15 protein-coding genes and 4 tRNA genes are annotated in these 18,801 nt (G+C 59.8%); 1 reads left to right on the top strand and 18 read right to left on the bottom strand.

Features of this window, described 5'->3' with window-relative positions:
• Positions 1–6 precede the first annotated feature (6 nt).
• From HMPREF2751_RS09325 to HMPREF2751_RS09260, 14 genes are all read right to left on the bottom strand, one after another.
• Positions 7–3,495 carry a DNA-directed RNA polymerase subunit beta gene (locus tag HMPREF2751_RS09325; RefSeq protein ID WP_042388391.1) on the bottom strand — a complete coding sequence of 1,163 codons (3,489 nt, stop codon included), beginning with the start codon at positions 3,493–3,495 and terminating at the stop codon, positions 7–9.
• A gap of 433 nt (positions 3,496–3,928) precedes the next feature.
• Positions 3,929–4,894, bottom strand: a complete 966-nt coding sequence (locus HMPREF2751_RS09320) for a cell envelope lipid trafficking protein PgfA (RefSeq protein WP_042388387.1) — start codon at positions 4,892–4,894, stop codon at positions 3,929–3,931.
• Between the two features lie 223 nt (positions 4,895–5,117).
• Positions 5,118–5,501, bottom strand: coding sequence for a 50S ribosomal protein L7/L12 (gene rplL / locus HMPREF2751_RS09315; RefSeq protein ID WP_016422047.1), 384 nt, complete (start codon positions 5,499–5,501; stop codon positions 5,118–5,120).
• A gap of 124 nt (positions 5,502–5,625) precedes the next feature.
• Entirely contained in the window at positions 5,626–6,138 is a 513-nt protein-coding gene (gene rplJ / locus HMPREF2751_RS09310) for a 50S ribosomal protein L10 (protein ID WP_016422046.1), read from the bottom strand.
• A gap of 387 nt (positions 6,139–6,525) precedes the next feature.
• On the bottom strand, positions 6,526–7,158 hold the full coding sequence (locus tag HMPREF2751_RS09305) for a hypothetical protein (RefSeq protein WP_042388383.1): 633 nt from the start codon (positions 7,156–7,158) through the stop codon (positions 6,526–6,528).
• A 253-nt stretch (positions 7,159–7,411) separates the two neighbouring features.
• Positions 7,412–8,116 (bottom strand): 50S ribosomal protein L1, encoded by a 705-nt coding sequence (gene rplA, locus HMPREF2751_RS09300; RefSeq protein WP_016422044.1) that lies wholly within the window; start codon positions 8,114–8,116, stop codon positions 7,412–7,414.
• Between the two features lie 101 nt (positions 8,117–8,217).
• The gene (gene rplK / locus HMPREF2751_RS09295) at positions 8,218–8,655 is read right to left on the bottom strand and encodes a 50S ribosomal protein L11 (RefSeq protein ID WP_016422043.1); all 438 of its coding nucleotides are present in this window, start codon (positions 8,653–8,655) and stop codon (positions 8,218–8,220) included.
• A gap of 338 nt (positions 8,656–8,993) precedes the next feature.
• Entirely contained in the window at positions 8,994–9,863 is an 870-nt protein-coding gene (gene nusG / locus HMPREF2751_RS09290) for a transcription termination/antitermination protein NusG (protein ID WP_070546900.1), read from the bottom strand.
• Positions 9,864–10,054: 191 nt separating this feature from the next.
• Positions 10,055–10,363, bottom strand: a complete 309-nt coding sequence (secE, locus tag HMPREF2751_RS09285) for a preprotein translocase subunit SecE (protein WP_049170051.1) — start codon at positions 10,361–10,363, stop codon at positions 10,055–10,057.
• 456 nt (positions 10,364–10,819) lie between these two features.
• Positions 10,820–10,892: transfer RNA gene (locus HMPREF2751_RS09280), tRNA-Trp, on the bottom strand.
• Positions 10,893–10,995: 103 nt separating this feature from the next.
• Positions 10,996–11,069, bottom strand: a tRNA-Met gene (locus tag HMPREF2751_RS09275).
• A 39-nt stretch (positions 11,070–11,108) separates the two neighbouring features.
• Positions 11,109–11,181, bottom strand: a tRNA-Thr gene (locus HMPREF2751_RS09270).
• Positions 11,182–11,577: 396 nt separating this feature from the next.
• Positions 11,578–11,659 (bottom strand) — tRNA-Tyr (locus tag HMPREF2751_RS09265).
• A gap of 180 nt (positions 11,660–11,839) precedes the next feature.
• Entirely contained in the window at positions 11,840–12,895 is a 1,056-nt protein-coding gene (locus tag HMPREF2751_RS09260; protein WP_049172333.1) for a polyprenyl synthetase family protein, read from the bottom strand.
• Positions 12,896–13,013: 118 nt separating this feature from the next.
• On the opposite strand from HMPREF2751_RS09260, the gene HMPREF2751_RS09255 reads away from it, so the two are divergent.
• Complete coding sequence (locus HMPREF2751_RS09255) at positions 13,014–14,366, top strand: geranylgeranyl reductase family protein (RefSeq protein WP_016422036.1); 1,353 nt, start codon at positions 13,014–13,016, stop codon at positions 14,364–14,366.
• A 51-nt stretch (positions 14,367–14,417) separates the two neighbouring features.
• Here HMPREF2751_RS09255 and HMPREF2751_RS09250 read toward each other — a convergent pair whose 3' ends face one another.
• Genes HMPREF2751_RS09250 through menD form a run of 4 tightly spaced genes read right to left on the bottom strand, consistent with a single transcriptional unit; the run spans position 14,418 to position 18,704 of the window.
• The gene (locus HMPREF2751_RS09250) at positions 14,418–15,110 is read right to left on the bottom strand and encodes a demethylmenaquinone methyltransferase (protein ID WP_042388380.1); all 693 of its coding nucleotides are present in this window, start codon (positions 15,108–15,110) and stop codon (positions 14,418–14,420) included.
• Positions 15,111–15,120: 10 nt separating this feature from the next.
• A complete protein-coding gene (locus tag HMPREF2751_RS09245) occupies positions 15,121–16,329 on the bottom strand; it encodes a glycosyltransferase family 4 protein (RefSeq protein ID WP_016422034.1) in 1,209 nt (402 codons plus the stop codon).
• A 4-nt stretch (positions 16,330–16,333) separates the two neighbouring features.
• A complete protein-coding gene (locus HMPREF2751_RS09240; RefSeq protein ID WP_016422033.1) occupies positions 16,334–16,825 on the bottom strand; it encodes a DUF3592 domain-containing protein in 492 nt (163 codons plus the stop codon).
• A gap of 43 nt (positions 16,826–16,868) precedes the next feature.
• Positions 16,869–18,704 (bottom strand): 2-succinyl-5-enolpyruvyl-6-hydroxy-3-cyclohexene-1-carboxylic-acid synthase, encoded by a 1,836-nt coding sequence (gene menD, locus HMPREF2751_RS09235; RefSeq protein WP_083295692.1) that lies wholly within the window; start codon positions 18,702–18,704, stop codon positions 16,869–16,871.
• Positions 18,705–18,801 lie beyond the last annotated feature (97 nt).

The raw sequence follows: 18,801 nt of genomic DNA, 5'->3' as shown, positions 1-18,801 counted from the left end.
GAGAAACTATGCGGAGTCAGCGTCAGAACGCTCGTCGCGGGACAGGTTAATGCCGAGGGAAGCGGTCGCGTGGTCGAGTTCCTCATCGTCGGAGGAGCCCAACTCAACCGGAACGCCGTCGGCCGAAAGGACCTCAACGTTCAGGCAGAGCGACTGCAGTTCCTTCAGAAGCACCTTGAACGACTCCGGAATACCCGGATCCGGAATGTTGTCGCCCTTCACGATTGCCTCGTAGACCTTGACGCGGCCAACCACGTCATCGGACTTGATAGTGAGCAGCTCCTGCAGGGTGTAGGCAGCGCCGTATGCCTGCATTGCCCACACCTCCATCTCACCGAAGCGCTGACCACCGAACTGAGCCTTACCACCCAGCGGCTGCTGGGTAATCATGGAGTACGGACCGGTGGAACGAGCGTGAATCTTCTCGTCGACCAGGTGGTGCAGCTTCAGCATGTACATGTAGCCCACCGAAACCGGGAACGGGAACTTCTCGCCAGAGCGGCCGTCGAACAGCGTGGCCTTACCGTCAGCGTTGACCAGCACCTCGCCGTCACGGTTCGGGCGGGACGACGCGAGCAGACCAGCGAGCTCCTCGTTCTCAGCACCGTCGAACACTGGGGTTGCGACCAGGGAGTCGGACGGAACGTCGTGCAGGTCAGCCGGAAGACGCTTAGCCCAATCCGGGTCGCCCTCAATGCTCCAGCCGGCCTTCGCCAGCCAGCCGAGGTGAACCTCGAGGACCTGGCCGATGTTCATACGACGCGGAACACCGTGGGTGTTCAGAATGATGTCGACCGGGGTGCCGTCCGGCAGGAACGGCATATCCTCCTGCGGCAGGATCTTGCCGATAACACCCTTGTTACCGTGGCGACCTGCCATCTTGTCGCCGTCCTGAATCTTGCGCTTCTGCGCAACGTAGACGCGGACCATCTCGTTGACACCCGGTGCCAGGTCGTCATCGTCTTCACGGGAGAAGACGCGGACGCCGATGACCTTGCCGGACTCACCGTGCGGAACACGCATGGAGGTGTCACGGACCTCGCGGGACTTCTCGCCGAAGATAGCGCGCAGCAGGCGCTCCTCCGGAGTCAGCTCAGTCTCGCCCTTCGGCGTGGTCTTAGCGACCAGGATGTCACCGTCGCGAACGTCGGCACCGATGCGGACGATACCGCGGTCATCCAGATCCTTCAGCATCTCCTCGGATGCGTTCGGGATGTCACGGGTGATTTCCTCCGGACCCAGCTTGGTGTCGCGGGCATCAATCTCATGCTCCTCGATGTGAATCGAGGTCAGGATGTCCTCCTCAACCATGCGCTGGTTCAGGATGATGGCGTCCTCGTAGTTGTGTCCTTCCCACGGCATGAATGCCACGAGCAGGTTCTTACCAAGTGCCATCTCACCGTTGTCGGTACCCGGACCATCAGCGATGACCTGGCCGGCCTCAACACGCTGGCCTTCGTCAACCAGTGGCTTCTGGTTGTAGCAGGTGCCCTGGTTGGTGCGTTCGAACTTGCGCAGCAGGTAGGTGTGGCGCTGGCCCTCATCGTCCATGATGGTGATGAAGTCTGCCGACACCGTCTCGACCACACCGGTGGCCGAAGCGACAATGACATCGCCGGCGTCGTAAGCAGCACGCTGCTCCATACCGGTACCGACGAACGGAGCCTCCGAACGCAGCAGCGGCACAGCCTGACGCTGCATGTTCGCACCCATCAGGGCACGGTTAGCGTCGTCGTGCTCGAGGAACGGAATCATGGCGGTAGCCACGGAGACCATCTGACGCGGGGAAACATCGAGGTAGTCGACCTCATCGGCGCGGACGGACTCGACGTCACCACCCTTCTTACGAACAGACAGGGTCTCCTGAACGAAGTGGCCGTTCTCGTCGATCGGGGTGTTGGCCTGCGCGACGACGTAGCGGTCTTCCTCATCAGCGGTGAGGTAGTCGACCTCGTCGGTGATGACACCATCGCGGACGCGACGGTACGGAGTCTCAATGAAACCGAACGGGTTCACGCGTGCGTAGCAGGACAGCGAACCAATCAGGCCAATGTTCGGACCCTCTGGGGTCTCAATTGGACACATGCGACCGTAGTGGGACGGGTGAACGTCTCGAACCTCAAGGCCAGCACGGTCACGGGTCAGACCACCCGGGCCCAGTGCGGACAGACGACGCTTGTGGGTCAGGCCCGACAGCGAGTTGTTCTGGTCCATGAACTGGGACAGCTGGGAAGTACCGAAGAACTCACGGATAGCCGCGGAAACCGGGCGCACGTTAATCAGGGTGGTCGGCTGGATCGACTCCACGTCCTGAGTGGTCATGCGCTCACGAACCACGCGTTCCATGCGGGACAGACCCACGCGGACCTGGTTCTGAATCAGCTCGCCTACGGTACGCAGACGACGGTTACCGAAGTGGTCGATATCGTCGGTCTCAACCGGGATTTCGACGCCTTCCGGCGAGGTCATAACATTCTCGCCGTCGTGCAGACGCACGAGGTATTCGATGGTGGTAGCAATATCCTGCTCGGTCAGAACCATCTCGCCGGAGGCATCAGCGCCCAGGCCCAGCTTGCGGTTGACCTTGTAGCGACCGACCTTAGCCAGGTCGTAGCGCTTCGGTTTGAAGAAGTTGTTCTCCAGCAGAGCCAGCGCGGACTCGCGCGTCGGCGGCTCACCCGGGCGCTGCTTGCGGTAAATCTCCAGCAGGGCCTCGTCGGTGTTTGCAACACCGTCCTTCTCCAGGGTGGCCATCATGATCTCAGAGAAGCCGAAGCGCTCCTTGATCTCCTCGGTGGTCCAGCCGAAAGCCTTCAGCAGAACCGTGACCGGCTGGCGACGCTTACGGTCAATACGAACGCCGACGGTGTCCCGCTTGTCGACGTCGAACTCCAGCCACGCACCGCGCGACGGAATAATCTTCACCGAGTGCAGCGGGCGCTCGGTGGACTTGTCGATGGTCTCATCGAAGTAGACGCCCGGAGAGCGCACCAGCTGAGAAACAACGACACGCTCAGTTCCGTTGACGATGAACGTACCCTTGTCCGTCATCATCGGGAAGTCACCGATGAAGACGGTCTGGCTCTTGATCTCACCGGTCTCGCGGTTGGTGAACTCCGCGGTGACGTAGAGGGGAGCCGAGTAGTTGATGTCCTTATCCTTGGACTCATCCACGGTGTTCTTGACGGAGTCGAACCATGGGTCCGACAGCGTCAGGGACATCTTCTGGGAGTAGTCCTCGATCGGAGAGAGCTCTTCTAGAATATCTTCGAGACCGCTGGTAACCCGAGCGTCTTCTCCGAGCTCCTCCTGGCGACGAGCACGCCACTCAGGCGTGCCAATGAGCCATGCGAAAGACTCACGCTGCAGGTCGAGCAGACCAGGAACCGCAATCGGCTCCTGAATCTTTGCAAACGAGTACCTCTTCGAAGCTCCGGGAATACCGGTTACTGCCTTGGTCTGGCGGGAGACTGCCAAGATGCGTCCTTCCAGCACCTCACGCGGTGGAGCACACCGGCAACCGGTGGTGCGCTCCGCCCGCTTGGTTTATACGCGATTCAAGTTGCAGGAATTATTTCTGTTGCGCACCGGGATACTTTGCGTCTAACCTTTGGTCACACACGAAAGTGATTCCCCCGCCACTTGGCCTCCAAGACCAGCCTTTAAAGGCGAGCCCCCGAGCCCTAACGGCGGCGTCGCAGCAACTCCTTTAACAGCTAGATGCACGAAAAACGGTGCTACATAATAGCCCCGCGCTCCGAGCGCAAACTATAAAAGAGCTGGCGACAGATACACTAATTCCAGCGCAACGATTTAGCCTATATCAAAAACTGGCAGTTGTCTAGTACAACTTGACAAATCGGGCGTGTCGCATTCACCCGTTACCGATATAACGATGAGGCCTGGGCGCTATGGCCGTCGTAAAGCGTTACTCTGTTTTACGACGGGTCGAAGGACGCACGATACCCACGATTGCGATGAATACCAGAATCGAACCGGACGCAATGAGGCCGATTGACCACGGCTCTAGAGCTGGGCGCTGGAAATTCTGTATTGCGCCAAAGAGAAGCTGATTGGAAAGGCCTTCGTCCATCTTGCCGTTGAAGCGCAGGTAGTCCATGATCGGCTCGCCATCGCGGGTCTCCCACCAAAGGTGGATGTCCTCGGCCATATCGATGACCGAGCCAGACTTGGGCTCAACCCACAAATCACGGGTGCCCTGGTACTGGAGGAAGCCGGACTTGTCATCCTGGGTTAGCTGAGAGACGTAAGAACGGTACTTCTGGGCGAGATTCGTCTTCTCAATGTCCTGACGGAAATGCAGGACACGGTTACCGCCGCGCTCCTCTTCCCCGACAAACTTTGCCGGCAAGGAATCGTGGAGGAGATCATCAAAGATCAGGTATTCCTTTTCCTCCGTGTCGGCCGGAAGCTTCACCCAGTTCCCCTCGAAAGCCACTGACCGTGGAACGCCTGCCATGCGGTCGACAAGCGTCGCAGGAGCCAGCGCCTCGCCAGTGAGGCGGTCGATGGTAACTGTCCAGATATTGGCCTCGATAAGCTCCGTCAGCGGGTCGGTGCCTATGACCTCAGGGGGAAGCTCACGCATTTCAGTCACACCGACACGGAGCGAAACCTTGTCCGCATCCGCGGGTTCGATGAGCACGCCATGGAGCTGTCGCTGCAGCGGCGAGTGCACTTCCTCCCGCTTGCCCTCTTCGTTAATCCTGGTGGATACGCCGTCTTCCGCCCGCAGGGTATACGACACCGGCGGCAGGTCAAGCGGCATTTTGGGATCAACATTGAGCACTTTGGGCAGCAAAATGCCAGCAGCAAGCAGTGCGGTGCCTAGACCCAACAGAAGGATAGACAAAATTCTCGGCCGTGAGAGCATGTTAGATACTTTACAGGCCAATAAGGGTAATCAAGACAATGAGTGGGCTGGTTTTTGCCTCAACTCCCTGTGACGGGTGAGATTAGTGAGGTTTTGCCCGGGTCAGGTGGGTTAGCAAAGGCCCCAGATACAAAAGAACCGCCAACCCCGGGCACGAAGCCCAGAACTGGCGGTCAGAATTGGTAGCTTTAGGCCACTACCGGGGCCGAGGCAAGTAATTGAATTACTTGAGGGCAACCTTTGCGCCAGCCTCTTCCAGCTTAGCCTTAGCAGCCTCAGCGTCGTCCTTGGAAGCACCCTCCAGGATAGCCTTCGGAGCGGACTCAACCATCTCCTTAGCCTCCTTCAGGCCCAGGCCGGAGACGATCTCACGGACAGCCTTAATAACGCCGATCTTCTTAGCGCCAGCGTCCTCGAGGACGACGTCGAACTCGTCCTTCTCCTCAGCAGCAGCCTCGCCGCCAGCAGCGCCTGCAGCAGCAACTGCAACCGGAGCAGCAGCGGTGACGTCGAACTCTTCCTCGAAAGCCTTCTTGAACTCGGTGAGCTCAACGAGGGTCATTTCCTTGAAAGCCTCGAGCAGTTCCTCAGTGGTGTACTTAGCCATGGATATTCTCCTATGAGTGTGGTGCGGCCGCTCCCCTCAGAGATCCCTGGGGTCGAAGCCGTCAAAGTGATATTGAAAAGTTTTTCGCGTGATTTAGTTCGCGTAGATCGCGAGCCGCTCGGGATTACTTCTTTTCCTCGAGTGCCGCAGCAAGGCGGGCAACCGAGGAGGTCGGAGCGTCGAGCAGGCCAGCGACGTTCGCCAGAACGCCGTTGAAGGCACCAGCCAGCTTTGCCAGCGTGGTCTCACGGTTATCCATATCCGCAAGAGCCTCGAACTGTGCTGCATCCATTGCAGCACCGTCCATGTAGCCGCCCTTGATCACGAGGTTCTTGTTGTCACCGGCGAACTTCTTAATCGCCTTAGCCGCATCCACAGCCTCGCCCTTGATGAAGGCGACTGCAGTCGGGCCGTTCAGGTGCTCATCAAGACCCTCAATCCCTGCCTCGTCGGCAGCGATCTTGATCATGGTGTTCTTGGCGACGGAGTACTTAACATCAGCACCGAGGGCGCGACGCAGTTCCGTGATTTCCGCAACGGACAGGCCGCGGTACTCAGTCAGCACGATAGCGTTGGACTCTTCAACGTCCTGCTTCAGCGCTGCAACAGCTGCAATCTTCTCAGCATTTGCTGCCATGTGTACTCTCGCCTCCTTCCTGGTCTTTGCAATTTTCCGCTCGGCCAAGTGAAGGATTCTTTTGCGCAAATACAACAAACGCCCCAATCCTCGCACAAGGATGGGGCGCACAATTCTTGTGGCGTGTTCCACTTCAACTCCGCCAACCCCAAGGCCAGCAGGTGAAGTCAAACTGCGCAAGCGCTTCCAAGTCCTCCTGCGTGGGCCGCTCACTGTATTCCTACAATGAAACCTTCAATCCGCTTCTTTCAAAGCGAATGACCGACGGTCTTCGGTGAAACTTGAGTACCAACCTCCATCTTCCCAACTCGATGTTGGTACCGATTGGAAGCCGGTCAAACTTCGTGAAGAAACTTTATACCAGACCCTGGCAATTAACCAAATCGCCTATCCAAACCGCGCCGCACCTGGCTCTCCGAAGCGGCCGAACTCCAGGTCCTTCTCACGTTGCTGGACAATCATCTCGAGCTCGGCAAAGTACGCATTCAGGTTGTCGTCGGCAAGCCAGAGCACTTGGTCGGCGTAGTCGAGCACCACGCGCACCATGTCGTCGGGATGTGCGTCCAATCTGGCGGCGTCGAGAATATCCACGGTGAGTGTCAGTGCCACGCGCACAACCGGCGGGATCTGCGATGCCAGGCACTGCTGCGCCACGACATTGCGCAGCTCGACGGCCTCCATCCGCGCGATGATGCGCAACAGCCGCACGACCACGACCTGCGCCGCCCGAGCTTGCAGAGCTTCCTCCTCACTCATCCCCGGAAGCACCACAGAGTCCTGGATATTGCGGCGAAGGACCTCAGCTACGCGCTCGTCCTCCCCTAGCCCCGTCAGTACCTCGCCCAGCAGAGTCTGTCCCGCGATGCGCAGGCAGGGCATGTCATAGGCGTCGTCGCCCAACGAGTCGAGATACGAGATGAGCTGCGATTCAATAATTCCGGAACCGTCGTCGAGCTGCGCCAGGCGATTAATCTCGCCGAGCGCCTCCAGCCCTTCTTCGGGTTCCAAAATTAACGTCATAGTCGCGATTTTAAGCAACAAACTTTGGCTGTGAGTCCATTTCGCCTGGATTAGTTGTTTGGATTAGCAATTCGCTTTACGACGTCTACCGCGCCCAAGCCCCCACCGCGCTATCGATACCCCTTATGCCAATGCAAAACCGCCACCTCACACACTCTGGAAAGTGCGCGCGGCGGCGGTTTTAAAGAGCTTTGCTCAGAGTCACTCTCGAGTGACTCGTGAAGAGCACACTCGCCTATCGGCTGATGCTGATTTAGGCGGTGTAGTCCTTGATCACACTGGTGTCAACCGGGATGCCCGGGCCGTTGGTGGCGGAGACGGTGATCTTCTTCAGGTACTTACCCTTAGCAGCGGACGGCTTGAGGCGCATCAGCTCGTCGATAAGCGCACCGTAGTTCTCGGCCAGCTTCTCAGCGTCGAAGGAAGCCTTACCGATAACAGCCTGCAGGTTTGCAGCCTTGTCAACGCGGAAGGAAATCTTACCGCCCTTGATCTCGGTGACAGCCTTAGCGACATCCGGGGTAACGGTGCCGGTCTTCGGGTTCGGCATCAGACCACGCGGGCCGAGGATGCGAGCCACGCGACCAACCTTGGCCATCTGGTCCGGGGTAGCGATAGCAGCGTCGAAGTCGGTCCAACCGCCCTGAATCTTCTCGATCAGCTCCTCGGAGCCAACGAAGTCAGCGCCAGCCTCTTCAGCCTTGGTGGCGTTCTCGCCAGCAGCGAAGACGACAACGCGGACGGTCTTACCGGTACCGTTCGGCAGGGAGACAGTGCCGCGAACCAGCTGGTCAGCCTTGCGCGGGTCAACGCCCAGGCGGATGGCGACGTCGATGGTGGCGTCGTAGTTCTTGGAGGAGGTCTCCTTGGCCAGGTTAGCGGCCTCGAGCGGAGAGTAGATGCGGCCGGCGTCGATCTTCTCGGCGGCGGCGCGGTATGCCTTAGAGTTCTTGCTCATGAAAAGTCCAATCTCAATTAAGTGAAATGGTTGGATTGTGGTGTGTAGCGGGCCGAAGCTGGCCCTACCACTTGATGAAGGTGCAGCTAAACGCTGACGGTTTACTTAGCGCCCTCGACGGTGATGCCCATAGAACGAGCGGTACCGGCGATGATGCGTGCACCCATCTCGATGTCGTTAGCGTTCAGGTCCGGCTTCTTCAGCTCGGCGATTTCCTTGCACTGCTCCCAGGTCACGGAACCGACCTTGTTGGTGTGCGGAACGCCAGAGCCCTTCTGGATGCCAGCGGCCTTCAGCAGCAGCTTAGCTGCCGGCGGGGTCTTCAGAACGAAGGTGAAGGAGCGGTCTTCGTAGACAGAGATTTCAACCGGGACAACGTTGCCACGCTGGTTCTCAGTTGCTGCGTTGTAAGCCTTGCAGAACTCCATGATGTTGACACCATGAGCACCCAGTGCCGGACCAACCGGCGGAGCCGGGTTAGCCTGACCAGCCTGAATCTGCAGCTTAATAATCGCAGAAAGCTTCTTCTTCGGAGCCATCGGATTAACCTACTTCCTAGTTACCGGGGCACGCCGCCCCGATGAAAAGGCGACTCACCCCGTCCGGATGCCGACGCTTTACGACGACCCTTGCGCCCTCGACCATCATGGCCGCTGGCGCTGGTCATCGAGTTGGTGCCAGCCACCGGGGATACGAATTACTTGGCGCATCTGTGCTCAAGGCACAAAAATGCACGCCTGGCTACGTTACCGCAGCGTATGGCGTGCATCAAAATCCGTTACCGGATTGGTTGCGCGAGCGAGCTAGCTGGTGCCTTGCTCGGCGCTTGGCTTGGCGGTGCTCTCCGCTTGGCTCTGCGCCTGGCTTGAGGTCGGGCCTAGTTCAGCTTCTCGACCTCATCGATGCCCAGCTCGACCGGGGTCTCACGGCCGAAGATGGAAACCAGAGCCTTCATGCGGCCGGTGTCCGGGTCGATCTCGGAGATGGTCGCAGCCACAGATGCGAACGGACCGGACAGGATGGTGACGGACTCGCCGACCTCATAGTCGATGGCGACGGCCTTCTTCTCCGCCTGCGGCGCCGCTGCGACAGCCAGCTCACCGTCGGCATTTGCAGCTTCTTCAGCGGCGTCCGCGGTGATGGTCTCCTTCGGCATGAGGAACTTAGCGACCTCGCGAATCTTGACCTTGGACGGCTGGCCCTCGCTACCGACGAAGGAAGTAACACCCGGGGTGTCGCGGACGACGGACCAGGACGGGTCATCCAGGCTCATACGAACCAGAACGTAGCCCGGCAGCAGCTTGCGCTTAACGATCTTCTTCTTGCCGTCGTCCTTGCGCTCTTCGACTTCCTCAACCGGAACGATGACCTCGTGGATCTGCTCATCGACACCCATGGTCTGGGCGCGCATTTCCAGGTTGGTCTTCACCTTGTTCTCGTAGCCGGAGTAGCACTGGATGATGTACCAGTCGCCCGGACGACGCTTGAGCTCACGCTGGAACTCGCGCAGGCGCTTACGGTACTCGGCATCTGCGTCAGCAGCTGCCTGTGCCTCAGCGTCAGCGGCAGTCTCCTCTGCCGGCGCTGCTTCTGCTGCAGCAGTGTCAGCTGCGGCTGCGTCGGCTGCGGCTGCGACTGCACCCTCGGCCGAAGCTTCTACCTGAGCCGGTGCGTCCTGCGCATCCTGCTCAGTTGCGGCAGCATCCGCGGACTGGGCGTCGGAGAAAATATTCTGACCATCATTCATGTCGTGCTAACCCCTCTTGTATCTACATCAACGGTTCGCGACATTGGCATCTTCGCCTAAAGAGTCCTAAGAGCCAATATGCCATCCGCAATCACTTCGCACAGCCAGACACCAGCTGCGCTAACGAATAATCCCGCCGTCCGGAACTCGGAGGCGGGATGAAAAGCATCACTGCGAAACAGTATAACCGATTACTTACCCAACACCGATCGGACACCCAGACCGGCCAGCGTGTCCACACCCCACACGAGAACGATCATGGCAATCAAGAACAGAATCACGATGATGCTGTAGGTGACCATCTGGCGGCCGGTCGGCCAAATCACCTTGCGCAGCTCGTCAACAACCTGCTTGATGAAAACCAAAGGGTTACGAGTCGAAAGCTCGTTGGTCTCCTTCTCACGCGCAGGCTTCTTCGCCACGGTGGTCTGCGCGCCCGTCGCCTGGCGCTTACCGGACGGGCGAGCCGCCGCCTGGAAAGTCTGGTTTTCCTCAGACACGATGCTCCTTCGCTACTTCGTGCATATGAGACCTAAAGATACTGCACAGTGAAACTCAAACGTGAATTCTTCAAGGGCAAACTCCGGGGAAGTTCTCCGGAGCCAAGCCCCCACTGTGCAGAGCAAGTCTGGTTCAGTGCGTAAATTCTAGCCGATAATCCACACTATCGAAGAAATGCCCTTCGTGGGAACCGCAGGCTTCGAGATTCGATTCTGACAACCCCAAAGAGCTACGGGCTGCTAGCTCGGTCTGCTCGCTGGGGCTGCTCGCTTGGGGATGCGAACTTGGGGCTGCAAATGTGAAACTGTATGGGTTTATGACACTTTCAAGCCATTTTTCGGGCTGTTTTTGTCATAAACGCAGTCAGTAACTCGCATTGCCCCACCGCCACCGAACATAAACGAAAAACCCGCCACCCAGACGCATTTTCATACGCCCTGGATGACGGGTACTTGCAGGGGCGACAGGACTCGAACCTGCAACCTGCGGTTTTGGAGACCGCTGCTCTACCAATTGAGCCACGCCCCTTCACCACCAGCGAAAGAACTTCTCAGTCCTTAGCTGACAATGTCCCACCTTACTGCATTGCTGCATAATCAAGGCGGGGTTCGACGAACATCACTGTCCGTAGTAGCGATGGGGGGGATCGAACCCCCGACCTCACGATTATGAGTCGTGCGCTCTCACCATCTGAGCTACATCGCCCCTATTCTCTACCGGACATAAGTCCGTATAAAAGAACAGAGCCCCCTGACAGAATCGAACTGTCGACCTTTTCCTTACCATGGAAACGCTCTGCCGACTGAGCTAAGGGGGCATCAGCATCCGTTAAACCCAGCACGTAACTCTGTGGCCAATTGTTGACCGCTTCGTTTCGCTCTGTGCTCTCCGTGAAGCCTTGCAAAGATTAACCCGAAATCACCACTAAGCACAAATCAGCAGGTAGGCAGTGGTATTTCTTGTCACGTTTGCAGACATTTGGCGCGCACTTATGGATAATCTATTCACTTATCGATGAGCCCCAGCGGAACCATAAGTGAATAGCTCATCGATGAGTGGCTGACCTCTAACTCGAGCCTCTAACTCGAGCCCCTGCCCCCGCTTAATCCAGAGCCCCTCACTCGAGCCCCTACCCCAAACCCCCGCCCCGCATCCCCATCAACGGGCCCTACAAAAAAATCACCGCGAGAAAATTCTCGCGGTGATTTCACTGTGCCAGATGATGGATTCGAACCAACGAAGGCAATGCCGACGGATTTACAATCCGCTCCCTTTGGCCGCTCGGGCAATCTGGCGTGCACTCTTAAACGGTGCGAATGGAATGCTACCCACTACTCTGTCATTTACACAAATCGGCAGGTCGAGAGGATATTTCCCTACCTGGATTCACCCCTCAGCAGAACTCACCCCAGAGCAGAGCTCACCTCAGAGCAGTGCTCGCCCCTAGGCCCATCTCGCCGATGGAGCTCAATCCACTACCCCACGCGCTCCACGGTGTAGCGAGCAACGTGACGCAGGGCCTCCTTGGCCGCACAGTCAGGAAGGTCAGCGATGACGCGGTCGGACTCATCCAGCAGTTCATTGACCTTCTCCATCGCGCGAGCCACACCGTTGGTCTGAGCCAGGAGCTCGAGGGCCTCGTCGACAAGCGCGTCGTCGGAAACTGGGCCGACAAGAATCTCGCGGAGGCGGTCAGCGGCTGGGGTGTCCTCCTGCAGCGCGTAGAGAACCGGCAGCGTGAAGACGCCCTCGCGCAAGTCAGTGCCCGGAGTCTTGCCGGACTGATCGGTATTGGAGGAGATGTCGATGATGTCGTCGACAATCTGGAAAACGATACCGATTAGTTCGCCATAGCGGCGCAGCGCGTTGGAAATCTCGGCGGACGCACCGGCGTGATAGGCGCCGAGATAACCGGCCGATGCGATGAGCACACCGGTCTTTTCGGCAATGACCTTCAGGTAGCGCTCGATGCGCTCTTCTATCGGCAGGTCCAAGTCGTTGAGGCACTCTCGCATCTGACCTGTGACAAGAACACCGAAGGTCTCAGCGAAGTGAGCCACGCTCTCGGAACCGAGCTCCGCCAGCAGGCGGGATGCAGCAGCGAAGAGGTAGTCACCGGCCAGAATGGCGACGGTGTTGTCCCAGCGCGAGTTTGCGGAGGGCACACCGCGGCGCTTATCCGCTTCATCCATGACATCGTCGTGGTAGAGCGTCGCCAGGTGCGTCAGCTCCAGCACCGTTGCGGCGGTGATGACCTTATCGCTCTCCGGGTTCTCCCCGAACTGCGCGGCCAGCATGGTAAACATCGGGCGGAAGCGCTTACCACCAGCGTGAGCTAGGTGGGAAACCCGCTCGACTAGGAAGTCCTCGCCGCGCCCCAGCTCGGTAATCAGGAGGTCCTCGCTCTTGCGCATTCCCTCGGTGATTGTTGCTTCCAGCGCCTCATCAACGAAGTGAGAACTAGTGGCGGTGTGCTCACCAGTGCCCTGAGCACTTCCGGAACTAAGCCCGGAGTAGTCTCCAGTACGCATTCGAGACCTGCCTAACTGACGATAAAAGATAAGAAACTGCTAAATAAACTACCTTACGAGCATAGTGGCTAGCAGACCAGTTCCCATATTTGTTTCAACGTCGTTATACGCTGGGGCAATGACCTCAAGCCCGATTTCGCGAGTTTCCCCCACGTTCGACGGCACCGTCGCTCTACCCAGCAGCACTGACGTGCTCATTGTTGGCGCAGGCCCCACCGGCTCCGCAGCCGCAATTCACGCCGCCCGCGCCGGTTTTTCGGTCACTGTGGTCGACTCCCAGCGCTTCCCGCGCGACAAAACTTGTGGCGACGGGCTCACTCCTCGTGCCATCGCTGAGCTACGTCGTCTAGGGCTTGACGACGAGCTCCTGCGCCGCAACCGCAACCGCGGACTCAAGCTACACGGTTTCGGCGGCTCCATCACCGCACCTTGGCCAGATGATGCCTCGGGCACTTTCCCCGCTGTCGGATCCGCGATGCCGCGAGTTGAGCTCGACACTTTCTTGCTCAATGCCGCCGCTGATGCCGGTGCGCAGGTCTTTGATGGAGTCGCAGCGCGGAAGGTGGTTCTCGGAGCGCTGAACACTGGCGGCACGCGGGGTCATGGCGTGCGCGAGGTGGAGCTTTCCGACCGCGAGGGCAAGCCACACACCATCTCGGCCCGCTGGTTGCTCGTGGCCGATGGGGTCCGCAGTACCGTCGGCAAGCAGCTGGGGCGTGCGTGGCATCGAGACAGCGTCTTTGGCGTGGCCGCACGGTCGTATGTCAGCTTCGACAGCGCAGACGTAGCGGATGACTGGATTCACTCGCACCTGGAACTGCGCGACTCCGAAGGGCATACGCACCCGGGCTATGGCTGGATTTTCCCGCTGGGCGAGGGCCGGGCGAATGTGGGGTGTGGGGCGCTGGCGACGTCGGCACGCCCGGCGCGCACGAATGTGAAGAAGTTGCTGCGTGAGTACCACGGACAGGTGCGCGATCAGTGGCAGATGAGCGAGCCTGAGCACGTGACGTCGGCGTTGCTGCCGATGGGCGGTGCCGTGTCGAATGTGGCGGGGCCCAACTGGGCGTTGCTCGGTGATGCTGCGTGCTTGGTCAACCCGCTCAACGGTGAGGGCATTGACTACGGCATGGAGTCGGCGCGGCTGGCGGTGGAGCTGATTAGCTCGATTGGTGCGGGCCGCGATGGGCTGACGCACTCCTGGCCCGCCCTCCTTCGCGAGCACTACGGCACCGGCTTCTCGCTGGCTCGCAAGTTGGCGCTGACGCTGACGTACCCGAGCTTCCTTCCCACGGTCGGCCCGCTGACCATCGGCGCCCCGTGGGGAAGCCAGCTCATGGGTGTTGCCGCACGCCTGATGGGAAACCTGGTCACGGAACACGACCGCGACGTAGTGGCGCGACTCTGGCGCGCTTCGGGGAGGACAGCGCTGGCCTCCGATAAGTGGTTCGGGCGCCAGCCCTGGCAGTAGGAATCGCTTTACGACGGGCCCTGCGACAGGGCTTTGCTGCGGGCTAGCGAGCTACTGTGCGGGCTTGGTTGCCGAGTGCAGCGCTGCGATACCGAAGGTGAGATTCTGCCAACCGGCATCCTCCCAGCCAGAGGCATTGATGTCGCGGGCAAGCTGCGGCTGGTTTGGCCAGGCGCGAATCGACTCCGCCAAGTACACGTAGGCCTCCGGGTTCGAGGAGACGACCTTGGCGATCTGCGGCAGTGCCCGCATCAGGTATTCCTTGTAGAAGGTGCTGAACACCGGCATCACGGGGGTGGAGAACTCGCAGACTGTTAGCTGGCCTCCGGGCTTGGTCACGCGAGCTAGCTCAGCGAGGCCCGCCTTGTAGTCCACGATGTTGCGCAGACCGAAGCTGATGGTCACCGCGTCGAAGGTGTTGTCCGGGAATGGCAGCTTCATGCCGTCACCGCAGACCTTGGGAACATCGCGGTGTGCACCGGCCTTGAGCATGCCTCGGGAGAAATCACAGGCAACGACGTATGCGCCAGACTTTGCCAACTCCACTGATGAAACAGCCGTACCGGCGGCCAGGTCGAGGACTTTCTGGCCAGGCTGCAGGTTCAGGCGCTTTGCCGTGCGCACGCGCCAGTAGTGGTCAATGCCACCGGTGAGCACGGTATTAGTGATGTCGTAATTCTTCCCCACGCCATCGAACATCGAGGCGACTTCGCTGGGATTTTTCGTTAAATCAGCCCTAGACACGATGTCCAGATTACGCGACTGACTTCTGACGCGTAGCAGCACCTGCATGGGAGGCATCAATCGCATCTGCTGCGACCTTGCTTGACGTCTCGGCCGCGGAAACCCCAGAAACCTCCTCGTAGTGGCGAACCAGGTCTGCACACAGTGCTTCCCAGGTGCGCTCGGTCACGGTGTCGCGGCAGCGGTTGCGCAGCTGCTTACGTGCCAGCTCATCGTCAACGAGCAGCAGCTTGTCGACCGCCTCAGCCAAATCGCGGGTGAAAGTCTTGGGTTCCAGCAGGTAGCCGTTGACGTCGTTGGTAATCAGGTCGCGCGGGCCGCCTGCGTTCGGAGCGATGGCCGGCACACCGGAGGCGTGGGCTTCCTGTACCGCCTGGCAGAAGGTTTCAAAGTCACCGGTGTGGACGAACACGTCCAGACTGGCGAATGCCGCTGCCAACTTATCGCCGGTGAGCTGTCCGGTAAAGACGGCATTCGGCATCTGCTTCTGCAGCTTCTGCAGCTCCGGGCCATTGCCGACAATGACCACCTGAATATCATCGCGGCCGTTCAGCGCTGCCAGCCGCTCCACAGACTTCTCCGCCGCGAGCCTGCCGACATAACCAACAATCGGCTTGCCCTCCGGGCTCCACTGCTTCCTGAGCTCTTCACTACGCTTTGTCGGAGTAAAGCGAACCGCATCAACACCGCGGCCCCAGCGGTAGACATCACGAATCTTGTGATCCTGCAGGTCCTCAATAGTCGGCGACGACGGCGCCAGCGTTCGGGCGCAGGAGTTGTGAATCACGCGCGTCCACAACCATGCGGCCGTGGAGAGCCCCGCCAACTTGTAGTTCTTGGCAAAACCCGCAACGTCCGTCTGATAGATGGCCACAGCCGGGATGCCCAGTGCCTTGGCAGTCAGCGCGCCCGCACCACCGAGCACAAATGGCGAAGCCAAGTGGACAACATCCGGCTTAAACTGCGTCAGCGCCGACGCTACCCGACGGTTCGGCACACCAATCGGTAGCGAATCAATCAACGGCACCATCACAGTGGGCACACGCTCAATGCGGTAGTCGCAGTAGAACTCTGCCTCTTCCTGCCAGTCCCGAGCGCCCGGCGCAATCACCAGCGCCTCGTGTCCTTCACGGCGTAAGTGTTCCAACACCCGCAGCACGGAGTTTGTCACTCCATTGATGTTGGGCAAGAAGCTTTCAGCAATGATGGCAACGCGCATGGTGCTAGTTTTCCATCTCGTCGGAAAGCGAAAGTGACCCTCTGTTTACCTTTTGGGGATCTCTTTGTAAACGACGGGTTGCGCGCAACGACAACCACCACAACGGCGCGACGACGAGAAATGCAACCACAGCGATGCTGGTCGCCGGGAGAAGTGACAACGTCCATGTGCGTCCGGCGACGCGGACGACATTGGGATCAGTGCGGTCGTATTCGACGCGGACGCGCTGCCCCTCTTCCAGACCAACGGGATAGAGCAAACCGGTTGGCGGCGACTGAAAATCACCATTCTCGTCGACGAAATCAACCGTGGTGCGAAGGAGCTCGACCGAGCGCACGTTGGCTACGGACTGCCCCATGTTCGACTCGATATTGCGGTCATTAATGAAGCAGCCAACCACCATGGCCAGGCACGACAGCAACAGGCAAATCATTACAAAGAGCAGTACCTGACGAAGGAAGCGCGGCCAATTGGCCAGGGCAGTTTTCCACTGCATGGCGGTCGCGACCTCCTATTTTTCTGTCTCTGATTGTTTCCAGCTAGTGCTTGTCCAGCACCCCAATCTCCGCATTGTATGCCAGCTTGTGATGCAACTGCCGACGCGTCGCACGCGTGGTCGCCACCTCAATGACGCGGATGCCATCGACGTCGGTATCCGGGTGCAACTGCGCGAGCAGATCTGGGAGGCGGTCAACGCGCACGTGCTCGACCCCGTAAGCCTGGCAGATGCCCTCAAAGTCCACGCCCTGCGGGGTGCCGAAGATGCGCTCAAAGCTTCCCCGCAGAACCGGGCTGCCCGCCTCCAGCGTCTCGAAAATACCGCCACCTGCATCATTGGCCACCACGATGGTGAGGTTTTCCGGCCTCGGCTCCAGCGGCCCAATTGCCAACGCTGCGGAGTCGTGCTGGAACGTCAGGTCCCCCATAAGTGCAATCGTCCGCGGCGGGCGGATCTCGTCGGCATGCTCGCGGTCGGACGCCAGCGCAATACCGATTGCCGTCGCCACCGTGCCGTCGATGCCCGCGGCACCTCGTCCCGCATACGTGTTCACACCGGGGAAAGGCAGGCCCGTGTACGACGCATCGCGCACCGGGTTCGACGCGCCCAGCACCACATTGTCACCCGTGCGCAGGCTGTCCGTCAGAGCCGCCGCCACATGAAATCCGGTCAGCGGTTCCTCCGCTTCAATCGACTCGGTAAGCGTCTCTCGCACGGACTTCACCGCCAACTCGCTGGCGGCCTCACAGATTTTCGTCCACTGCGGGTCCTGCTCCCCCACAGTCTGCACATGCCTAACGACGGCCCTTGCGTTCGCCGTCACATCCGGGAACTCCACCCCAAAACCGTGGTTTTCCGCTTCGGAGACAACGGTCAGCTCGATATCCGGATTGGCCAGCAGCTTAGAGATACCTCGGTGCAGCGTCGGCCTGCCGACCAGCACGATCTGCTCCGGCGGAATCTGCGCGAAAGTGCCCGCCGCGAGCGGGTGCACCGGGTGCGCCGGCGCATACGCATTCGGCTCAGCGATGGTTGGCAAATCCTCCAGCGCCGGCAGGTGCGGGGCATTCGAACCCGCAATCACGAGTGTGCGGCGGCTGATGTCAATTGTGGCTGTGCTAGCCGCGTTGGCCGGGCCGGTTGCGGTGGCGGCCACGCCGACGTTGTTGCTGTTGGTAGGCGCAATCGTGGTCCAGGGGCCGCCATCGGCGCGGCCCTCGGGGATGTCGGCGACGGAGTCGTCGTCAGGCACGAGCGGTTCGACAAAACGGACGTTAAGGTGGCCGGCGCCGGATGCCATGGCGGCGACAACGCGATCAATGCGAGCGCGGATCTGCGCGGCGGTGGCCTTCGTGACCGGGGCGGTGCCGTCCAGATCGAACTCGACGACAGAGGCATCAGCGAACAGGCGGTCCTGGACGATGGTCTGGTTCGCGCCGGTGCCGCGATAATGCGCGGGGCGGTCGGCGGTCAGTGCCAACAGCGGAATGCCCGACGCGGTGGCTTCCACCATGGCGGGCACGAGGTTCGCCACTGCTGTGCCGGACGTTGTAATTACCGGGGTCACCTTGCGGGTGCGCGAGGCCAGGCCGAGGGCGAGGAAGGCGGCAGAGCGTTCATCGATGCGCACATGGAGGCGAACCTTCGCCGCGTCGGCGGCCTGGACCAGAGCGCGGGCGAGCGGGGCGGACCGGGAACCCGGGCACACCACGGCATCGACCATGCCGAGACGCAGCAGCTCATCGACGATGAGGCCCGCTACCACTGCGGATGGGGCCGTGGGGGCTGCGGGGGTATGGGACGTGGCGTCGGTTGCCGAGGCGTTGTCGTTCACCGAGGTGTCCGGGGTATGGGAGGTGTCCTGGTTGTCGTTCACACTCAATAGGCTACTTGCCGGAAGTTACTGACTAGGTTTATGTCAGTTTGGAAGCCGTTTTTCGGGCGGTAGGGTCAGGCGGTCATTGCATCATGGA

The sequence above is a fragment of the Corynebacterium sp. HMSC063G05 genome, assembly GCF_001810555.1.
GTDB classification, from domain to species: domain Bacteria; phylum Actinomycetota; class Actinomycetes; order Mycobacteriales; family Mycobacteriaceae; genus Corynebacterium; species Corynebacterium jeikeium_D.
The sequence above is the reverse complement of the archived record's forward strand: the minus strand, read 5'-3'. Positions and strand labels throughout refer to the sequence as shown.

Coding starts and splice junctions, on each gene's coding strand:
- HMPREF2751_RS09320 (WP_042388387.1), bottom strand. CDS start 4,894: ATGCTCTCACGGCCGAGAATTTTGTCTATCCTTCTGTTGGGTCTAGGC.
- rplL (WP_016422047.1), bottom strand. CDS start 5,501: ATGGCTAAGTACACCACTGAGGAACTGCTCGAGGCTTTCAAGGAAATG.
- rplJ (WP_016422046.1), bottom strand. CDS start 6,138: ATGGCAGCAAATGCTGAGAAGATTGCAGCTGTTGCAGCGCTGAAGCAG.
- HMPREF2751_RS09305 (WP_042388383.1), bottom strand. CDS start 7,158: ATGACGTTAATTTTGGAACCCGAAGAAGGGCTGGAGGCGCTCGGCGAG.
- rplA (WP_016422044.1), bottom strand. CDS start 8,116: ATGAGCAAGAACTCTAAGGCATACCGCGCCGCCGCCGAGAAGATCGAC.
- rplK (WP_016422043.1), bottom strand. CDS start 8,655: ATGGCTCCGAAGAAGAAGCTTTCTGCGATTATTAAGCTGCAGATTCAG.
- nusG (WP_070546900.1), bottom strand. CDS start 9,863: ATGAATGATGGTCAGAATATTTTCTCCGACGCCCAGTCCGCGGATGCT.
- HMPREF2751_RS09260 (WP_049172333.1), bottom strand. CDS start 12,895: ATGCGTACTGGAGACTACTCCGGGCTTAGTTCCGGAAGTGCTCAGGGC.
- HMPREF2751_RS09255 (WP_016422036.1), top strand. CDS start 13,014: ATGACCTCAAGCCCGATTTCGCGAGTTTCCCCCACGTTCGACGGCACC.
- HMPREF2751_RS09245 (WP_016422034.1), bottom strand. CDS start 16,329: ATGCGCGTTGCCATCATTGCTGAAAGCTTCTTGCCCAACATCAATGGA.
- HMPREF2751_RS09240 (WP_016422033.1), bottom strand. CDS start 16,825: ATGCAGTGGAAAACTGCCCTGGCCAATTGGCCGCGCTTCCTTCGTCAG.